9 protein-coding genes are annotated in these 8,352 nt (G+C 39.3%); 4 read left to right on the top strand and 5 right to left on the bottom strand.

Features of this window, described 5'->3' with window-relative positions:
* Positions 1–55: 55 nt before the first annotated feature.
* The 3 genes from RWN13_RS23350 to RWN13_RS23340 all read right to left on the bottom strand — a co-directional run bounded on the left by RWN13_RS23350 (position 56) and on the right by RWN13_RS23340 (position 2,476).
* Positions 56–925, bottom strand: a complete 870-nt coding sequence (locus RWN13_RS23350; protein ID WP_314068611.1) for a helix-turn-helix transcriptional regulator — start codon at positions 923–925, stop codon at positions 56–58.
* Positions 926–980: 55 nt separating this feature from the next.
* Positions 981–1,853 (bottom strand): helix-turn-helix transcriptional regulator, encoded by an 873-nt coding sequence (locus tag RWN13_RS23345; RefSeq protein ID WP_314068609.1) that lies wholly within the window; start codon positions 1,851–1,853, stop codon positions 981–983.
* Between the two features lie 143 nt (positions 1,854–1,996).
* Positions 1,997–2,476, bottom strand: coding sequence for a nucleoside 2-deoxyribosyltransferase (locus RWN13_RS23340; RefSeq protein WP_314068606.1), 480 nt, complete (start codon positions 2,474–2,476; stop codon positions 1,997–1,999).
* Positions 2,477–2,659: 183 nt separating this feature from the next.
* On the opposite strand from RWN13_RS23340, the gene RWN13_RS23335 reads away from it, so the two are divergent.
* Both RWN13_RS23335 and RWN13_RS23330 read left to right on the top strand, forming a co-directional pair.
* The gene (locus RWN13_RS23335) at positions 2,660–3,799 is read left to right on the top strand and encodes a 3D domain-containing protein (RefSeq protein ID WP_314068602.1); all 1,140 of its coding nucleotides are present in this window, start codon (positions 2,660–2,662) and stop codon (positions 3,797–3,799) included.
* A gap of 228 nt (positions 3,800–4,027) precedes the next feature.
* Positions 4,028–4,591 carry a GNAT family N-acetyltransferase gene (locus RWN13_RS23330; protein WP_314068600.1) on the top strand — a complete coding sequence of 188 codons (564 nt, stop codon included), beginning with the start codon at positions 4,028–4,030 and terminating at the stop codon, positions 4,589–4,591.
* Between the two features lie 37 nt (positions 4,592–4,628).
* Here RWN13_RS23330 and RWN13_RS23325 read toward each other — a convergent pair whose 3' ends face one another.
* Both RWN13_RS23325 and RWN13_RS23320 read right to left on the bottom strand, forming a co-directional pair.
* Positions 4,629–5,156, bottom strand: a complete 528-nt coding sequence (locus RWN13_RS23325; protein WP_314068598.1) for a hypothetical protein — start codon at positions 5,154–5,156, stop codon at positions 4,629–4,631.
* Between the two features lie 38 nt (positions 5,157–5,194).
* Positions 5,195–6,064, bottom strand: coding sequence for a Cof-type HAD-IIB family hydrolase (locus RWN13_RS23320; RefSeq protein ID WP_314068596.1), 870 nt, complete (start codon positions 6,062–6,064; stop codon positions 5,195–5,197).
* 385 nt (positions 6,065–6,449) lie between these two features.
* On the opposite strand from RWN13_RS23320, the gene RWN13_RS23315 reads away from it, so the two are divergent.
* Positions 6,450–7,130, top strand: a complete 681-nt coding sequence (locus tag RWN13_RS23315) for a uracil-DNA glycosylase (protein ID WP_399553730.1) — start codon at positions 6,450–6,452, stop codon at positions 7,128–7,130.
* Between the two features lie 161 nt (positions 7,131–7,291).
* Positions 7,292–8,272 carry a phosphate acetyltransferase gene (gene pta / locus RWN13_RS23310; RefSeq protein ID WP_314068592.1) on the top strand — a complete coding sequence of 327 codons (981 nt, stop codon included), beginning with the start codon at positions 7,292–7,294 and terminating at the stop codon, positions 8,270–8,272.
* Positions 8,273–8,352 lie beyond the last annotated feature (80 nt).

Genomic DNA, 8,352 nt, shown 5'->3' with positions numbered 1-8,352 from the left:
ACAAAAAAAGTGGGATAAAAGCAGATTAATCATCTACTTTTGTCCCATCCTCTTTCTATTTTTTCACCAAGTCACTTGTTCCTTGGTAAATATAAGCGTAGAGATTAAGTTGCGCTTGTTGGGCCACTAGAATGTCATAGGGGTCCTCAACGGGAATAGATTTTTGTTCAAAGAAATGACAAATTTCGGTTAGATGCTGGTAAGCAACCCGCTTTTGATAGCAGTCCATCGTTAAATCTAAATGGATGGCTTGTCCGTCTTTGGTTTTAACCAAGAGATAAAAAGGGTCTCTCATTGACAGTAAGACTAGTGGCGTTAAATTATAATTAGTTAAGTTAGTGGTATAAGGGTCTCTAATCTTTTTTTCGTAAATAAGGGTAATAGTCGAAATGTCTTGATAATTTAGTGGTTGCAAACACAGTTGTTCCTCTTTTTTTAGAATACGCCCCATCCTCTTTAAATTTGATATAAAGGTATTGGAGGCAGGCAGAAAGAGTAGTCGATGTTTTTCTAAAACCCATTGCTGATAGATTAAGTCGATGGCTAAGGTGTAAAAAAAGAAAACCAGGATGAACATAACAGCAATAAAGCAAAGGACTGTCCAAAAGACAGAGCCTGATACAAGCAAGGTGAATAAACCAAGGAGAGAACTTAGAAATACAGGTCGTTTTAAGACTTGCCTACGAACGGGTTGGTTATTACCCACCTTAAATGGCAGGATTAAAAATTTTTCGCCCATAATTAATTCGTCGATGGACAGATTAAAAAGCTCTCTTAACATAATTAAATTATCGATACTGGGATAACTTTCCCCATTCTCCCACTTGGAAACAGACTGACGTGAAATACGTAACTCATGAGCAATCGCATCTTGGGTTAAGCCATTGGCTTCCCGGTAATATTTCAAATTTTTTGCTAATGTCATTATTAATGACCCCCTTTTTATTTCCAAGTCTATGTGTCAGTCGTTCGGCCTATGATTATTTTGGTGAAGTCGGGTGCTTCTCACTATAATATAAGTAGTCGTATAACCGATAGTGACCCTGTTGGATGGGGACAATGTCAAGAGGATCATCAACAGGCAGGTTTTTACTTTCAAAAAAGTTAAGAATTTCCCCTAAGTAGTCATAGGCTGTCTGACAATGGAAGAAATTGATTGTTAAATCTAATTTAATTGTTCGACCTGTGTGTGTTGTCACTAAAAAATAAAAGGGATCTCGGGTGGCTAGAAAATAGACAGGCGTTAAGTTATAACGGGTCAGATTGCTTGTATAGATGTCGAATGCCTTTTTTTCGTAAACCAGTTGAATTCTTTTAATCGCTTTATAATCTAGTGGTTGCAATAAGTGATCTTCTTTTTTTGTAAGGATGGCCATTGTGCGTCGCCATAATGAGAAAGGGCTAGTTACAGCAGGTAAACAAAGCAGTTGGGAGCGTTCTAAGACCCAGTTTTGGTAGAGTAGATCCACGCTAAGTGTGTAGAAGAAAAAGACACAAATAAACAGAATAATAATGAAAGTGGAGATTCCCCAGGCAACTGAACTTGAAAACAAGCCGATCAGAAAGCCAAGAGGTGCGCTAAAGAGTAATGGACGTTTTAGTAATTGATAGCGAGCCGATTGTTCTTTCCCAACAATAAAAGGTAGAGACAAAAAGTTTTTTCCCGTAATCAGTTCGTCGATGGACAAATGATAGAGGCCTCTCAGGCTAATTAAATTCTCGATACTGGGATAGCTTTCTCCATTCTCCCACTTAGAAACGGACTGACGTGAGATCTGTAAAGCTTGAGCAACGGCTTCTTTTGTTAAATGGTAGGTTTGCTGGTAGTAAGTTAACTGTTCAGCGACTGTCATGATTAAGGACCTCCTGTTTGCTATTAGTATACCCGTCGGCTAAAAAATACGATACATTTTTTGCGCACTTATCAGTTGCTCTCAAGTGGGAGAAGAGGTTGAAGTATTGCGAAAAAACGCCAGCCTTAGCAAGCGAGATCCTTTTATAAATAATCACCAATCGCACGGATCCAATCGGCTTCATTTGACAATACTTTCCCATTGAGTTTAATCAAGCCAACCGTATAGAGATTAGCGTATGGAAATTGTGATTCAGCCACTTCCCTTAGAGCTGCCAGTTTCTCAGGAGAATCAGCCCCTTGTTGGCGACTGTCGGAGAACAGCGCGACAATCGGAATACCGGCTTGATAAGCCACACCAACTTCAGAGGCCACACCGACATCAATCACTGGACCATCTAAAATAGCGATCATCAATTTACTGGCTAAAAGTGCATCTGTGTCATATTTGGCAATGGTCATGGAATCTGCGTAATTTGCCTTATCATTTATACTCATTTGTTCCTGTGGAACATAAAAGGTTTCAGTGGGGTAGGTCTCCCGCAATTGTTTAACTAAATATTGATTGTATTGTAATTCCATATTTGAAAAAAGTGGGGCAGCGTAGTATAGTTGTTTAGGCATGAAAAAGTCTCCTTTACAGTATTTTTTATATTACATGCTACCTATAGATTATCTATTCTGTAACATATTGTAAAGAAAATGTTATATTTCTCTTAAGTTTTTCTAGTATAATGTAATGGTGAAGCTAAAAAAGGAATAGAGATAAATGTACGTATAGAAGAGTAATGAAAGGTGTTGTGGGTGTTGAAATCACGAAAGATGACCTATCTGATGGTTCTAACCATATTAGTTGCTGTGGTTATGCCAAGTATTGCGTTAGCAGATTCTGTAGATGAAATTAAAAATAAAGAAGCTGAAGTAAAAAAACAAGGCGAAACAATTAACGCAGAGATTGATTCAGTTGTTGCCGCTATTAACGCTAAGTATCAAGATTTAGCTAAATTAGATTCAAAAATTTCTGATTCGCAAAAAGAAATTGAGCAAACAGAAACAGATATTGTGGCAACTCAAGAAAGTATCGAAAAACGCAGTGGCGTTGTAGCAGAAAGAATGAAAGATATGCAATTACGTGGAGTGGGGCAAAATTCCTTGCAGGCTTTATTGGAAGCCGAGAGTTTTTCCGACTTTCTTAACCGCGCATATGCGGTAACCGTTTTGCAAAACGCTGAAAATTCTAAAATCGAGTCTCTATATGAAGACAAAGAAAAACTTAGTCAATTAGAAGCTAAATTAATCGAAACACAAACTAATTTGGAAACACAGCAACAAACAGCAGAGACTGAAAAAGTGTCATTGGACACCGAAGTAGCTAGTTTGAAAGAAAAACTAGCATCAAATGCGTCTACTTTAGACAGCTTAACCGCTGAACGTGTTAGTAAAGAAAATGCTATTAGAGAAGCTGCAGCAGCGAAAGCCGCTGAAGAGGCTAGAATTAAAGAAGAAGCGGCTAAACAGCCAGTTCAAACAGTTAATTCAACAAATAACTCTGGTACGACTGAATCTAGCACAAACAACAGTGCAAATAACAACTCTGGCGGTGGCCAAATTACACCACCAATAGTTCCACCAACTACTTTGCCACCAGTAACACCACCAACAACTGGTGGAATTTCTGGCCAAGCCACGGCGTATATTGCCACTGGTAATAATACGGCGACTGGTACAGTGCCAACAGTTGGCAGAACAATCGCGGTTGATCCTAATAAAATTCCATTAGGTAGCAGAGTTCAAATTGAAGTACCAAGTATGCCTCAATATTCAGGTGTTTATATTGCTGAAGATACAGGTGGTGCGGTCAATGGTTACATTATCGACATGTTTGTTGGTAGTTTAAATGAAGCGAAGCAGTTTGGACGTCGCTCAATCATCATTACTGTTTTATAATTAAAACTGTGGTTCCCATCCGAGTCATTTTGGATGGGATTTTTTGATCGAAATTTGCCAATGACTTGGTTACCAAATAGTAAACTTGTCAGAATTTGGGGGAATTGCTTTTTTAAGAGTGGGTTTGCAACCGGTTGGAGGGTTGTGGGAACTAATCATATCGGAAGGTTGACATTTAATCGCCAGACTCGTACAATTTCTAATGAGAGTACATTAGGAGGAAAACGCGTGATACGTTTAGCAGAAAAATCTGATGTTGATCAGGTTGTACCATTAGTGATGATTATATTAAAAGACATGGAATTAGGTTTTTTAAAAAAATACGGTGAAGACACATTGGTAGAAGTCCTTAAGTTGGCTTTTACTGATGAGAGTTTCCGTTTCGGGTATGCTCGAGGCATTGTTCTGGAAGAAGAAGGCGATATTTTAGGCGTTGCCTTCGGTTACCTTGACCGTGATGAGCCAGTGATTGACGAGCCCTTAAAAGCTATTTATCAAGAGCTGGGTATTCCTGAAGACGAAGTGATGTTTGGGGATAAAGAAGCCTTTGAAAACGAGTGGTACTTGGACAGTATAGCTGTACGGGCGGACCAAAGAGGCCGAGGGATTGGAGCTCAACTACTAGAAGCTTTACCAAGGTTTGCAACTCAGCAAGGAGCCAATAAGATTGGCCTTAGTGTGGATGACGTTAACCCCCGAGCGAAACAGTTATACCTTCGTCAAGGGTTTAAAGAAGTTGGCCGAGCGGTTATTAGTGGTCATCAATATGACCATATGCAAAAAGAGATTTAAATCAAAAAAAGTGATAGACAACTGTCTATCACTTTTTTTATTCAAAACTTAAATTTGGCATGTGTTTTTTAAGATGATCCTCGGTCTTTTTTCGATTTAATAACCAATAGTCGAGAACTGCCGCAATGCAAATGCAGAGTGGGGCTTCTTCTTTTTCGGGTATTTCCAAGGTGTAAAAATCACCTGTCATTAGTGAGGCTTTTTCCATCCGCATCACACAACGATTTAAATGGTAAATGGCATATTCGTGGTTGCCGATATCTCCCATTACTACCCAACCAAGTTGGTGAACGAAATAAAAATCACGGTTGAAAGAGAGAACACGCTGCAGGGAGCCGACCTTTTCAAATTCATGGTAGAGGTCAAAGCGTGAACCGAGTTTAAACGCAAAGTTGGCTTGTTTGATGCTAGCAACAATGTCACCGTTCATTTGGTAGAGAGAAAGGACATCCCCGCGCATCCCCCAGCGACCAACCATCAGATAAAGGGCTTTGCCTTTTTGATTTTTAATTATCGTACGGCTACTGCTGGATAATAAATCCTGGCGAATATAATAGTGGGTCATCCAATCACACCTTTCTCAAACTAAGCGGTTTTTATCGATTAAAGATTCTCTTCAATGGCGCGAATAATCGCTTTGCCGACGCCACCTTCCATGTGATGATCGGTTTCGTAGCGGGCAATCTGTTTGACACCTTCTTCAGCATTTCCCATAGCGAAACTGACACCAGCGACCTCTAGCATACTGACGTCATTAAAGTTATCTCCAATGGTCATCACGTCATCTAAAGAGATGTCTAAGTCTTTGGCGATGTGTTTGACGGCAATCCCCTTTTGGGCATCCACATGATTGATTTCGATGTTGTTGGGATAAGAGGAAGTGACGATTAAATCAGGAAGCTTTTCAACTTCCTCACGCAAAGGTCCTAAAATTTTAATTTCTTCTTGAGCAAAGGCGATAAATTTTAATAGTTTAATATTAGGATTATTAAGTAGTTCTTGATAATCGCTAATGTAATTGATATCCAGTAGCTCCAAATGAGCTGCAGCCATGGCAATGGCCATTTTAAAGGTTAAATGAGGCAATTGATTAGCTAACATAATCGCTGCATTTTCAATGCGCTGGTGCTGGTTATCGGAGTAAATACCATCATCAGTGGCCACTTCAAAATAAACACCATGAGCCTGCAAGACAGCAATAATCTTTTTGGCATTCTCTCGTTTGAAATCGACGGTGAATAAGTTGTTACCGTCCTTATCGAAGGCCTGAGCCCCATTAACAGTAATCATCGGACAATTAATACCAGCTTCGTCAAGAGGCGGCTTAGCCTCCGTATAACCACGTCCAGTGGCCACCATAAATTTAATCCCTTTTTCTTCAGCGAAGCGAATGGCATCGATGTTTTCCTGAGGGACATTCATTCGTGTCCCTAATAACGTGCCGTCCATATCTGATGCAATTAACTTAATCATCTAATTTCCTCCTTGTTGAAAGCTTTTAAAGCTCTTCTTATTTAAACGGTGTGCAACTGATAAACTAAATGAGAACATAGCGTTTTCTTTTGATCTAGTTATTCGTTAGTAAAAATTAACTGTCCACATACAGCAGAAAGGGTAACGATAAAAGGTGATTTGATCAGAGAAACTATCTAGTTGGTAAGTGAAAATTAAGTACGTGGAGATAATGTTGCCCTCTCTAGTTTACCATTTTTTTACCGATTCAGCATGTAAAGTTGTTGTTAACTCGTATAAATCAGCTAATTAATGAAAATGACAAGTATAAAATGAAGACTAAAGGATAAGGACTTGAGTCTGGAGAGTTGTTTTAGTATGCTAATAAGTAAAGGATGTGAGTCATGTGATAGAGTTACCAACAAATAGCTGGGGACCTATACTGAAGGATGAAAGCTCAAAGTCATACTATCAGCAGTTACAGAAATTTCTAGCCAAAGAATATCAGGGAAATACCGTTTACCCCCCGCAGAATCAGATTTTTGAAGCACTTAAGCTAACTCCTTATGAAAAAGTAAAAGTGGTTATTTTAGGTCAGGATCCTTATCACGGACCTAATCAGGCCCATGGTCTTAGTTTTTCTGTCTTACCAGGCAATAAGATTCCACCTTCTTTGCGTAATATCTACAAAGAGCTAGCTAGTGACTTGGGTTACCAACCAGTTGTACATGGTTATTTGGAAAAGTGGGCAAGGGAAGGAGTCTTGCTCTTAAACACGGTGCTAACGGTCCGTGATGGCCAAGCAAATTCTCATCGCAATCAAGGGTGGGAGGTCTTAACTGATGAGCTTATTAACCGATTGAATGAGCGTCAGGAACCAATTGTCTTTATTTTATGGGGGAAACCGGCCCAAAGTAAAGCGTCGATGATTGATACTGATCGTCATGTGATTTTAGAGGCTCCTCATCCTAGTCCTTTATCCGCCCATCGAGGTTTTTTTGGAACACGTCCTTTTTCTCAGACGAATCAGGCTCTGATTCATCACGGCCAAAAGCCCATTGACTGGCAACTGCCAGAAACTGTATGATAGTTCTCTTTAATCTGTATCACTAAAAAATGGCGAAATGACCAATAGTCATTTAAATGATGTATAAAATTATGTGATACAGCTAATTTAAACTGTTCTTTTTCACAGAATGGGTGTATGATAGAGAGGAAAGCAATAAAACAATTATTGGAGGTACTACAGTGGATATTTTTGAAGGCTTAAAAGAACAAATTCAAGGTAAAGGGATTAAGATTGTTTTTCCTGAAGGAACAGATTTGAGAGTGCTTGGTGCAGCAATTCGGTTAAGTGCAGAAGGCTTATTAGAACCAATCGTGATTGGCAACGAAGTAGAAGTCAAAGAAATTGCTAATACTCGTGGTTTAAGAACATCAGGTTTAACGCTGATTGACCCAGAAACATATCCTGAATTTGATGAAATGGTTGCGGCTTTTGTTGAACGCCGTAAGGGCAAAGTAACAGACGATCAAGCACGGACAATTTTAAAAGACCCTAACTACTTCGGGACAATGTTAACTTACATGGATAAAGCCGACGGCATGGTAAGTGGTGCGATTCACTCAACTGGTGATACAGTTCGCCCAGCCTTACAAATCATCAAAACTAAACCTGGAATCAGCCGTACAAGCGGTGCCTTCTTAATGGTTCGTGGCCGTGACGAAGAAAAATATATTTTCTCAGATTGTGCCATTAACGTTAACCCAAATGCTCAGGAACTAGCAGAAATTGCAGTTGCAAGTGCTAAAACAGCTGAAATGTTTGGCATTGACCCTAAAGTAGCAATGTTGAGTTTCTCAACTAAAGGATCTGCTAAATCAGAAGAAGTCACTAAAGTTGAAGAAGCAACGAAGATTGCTCAAGCCTTAGCGCCTGAATATGAAATTGACGGTGAATTACAATTTGATGCGGCTTATGTGGCATCTGTTGGCCAACAAAAAGCACCGGATTCTAAAGTGGCTGGTAACGCAACAGTCTTTGTTTTCCCGGAAATCCAATCAGGAAACATTGGCTATAAAATTGCTCAACGTTTTGGTAACTTTGAAGCCATTGGACCAATTTTGCAAGGCTTAAATAAACCAGTTTCTGATTTATCTCGTGGTTGTAACGAAGAAGAGGTCTATAAATTATCAATCATTACAGCTGGTCAATCTTTAATGGATTAAACAAAGAAGGAGCTACCCAATCTTGTTGAGGCTGCTGAAAAAGTTAAATAATCAAGGTTGTATAAAACGATTTTTGTTTT

Source organism: uncultured Vagococcus sp. (assembly GCF_963518325.1).
Classification (GTDB): Bacteria; Bacillota; Bacilli; order Lactobacillales; family Vagococcaceae; genus Vagococcus_D.
The sequence above is the reverse complement of the archived record's forward strand: the minus strand, read 5'-3'. Positions and strand labels throughout refer to the sequence as shown.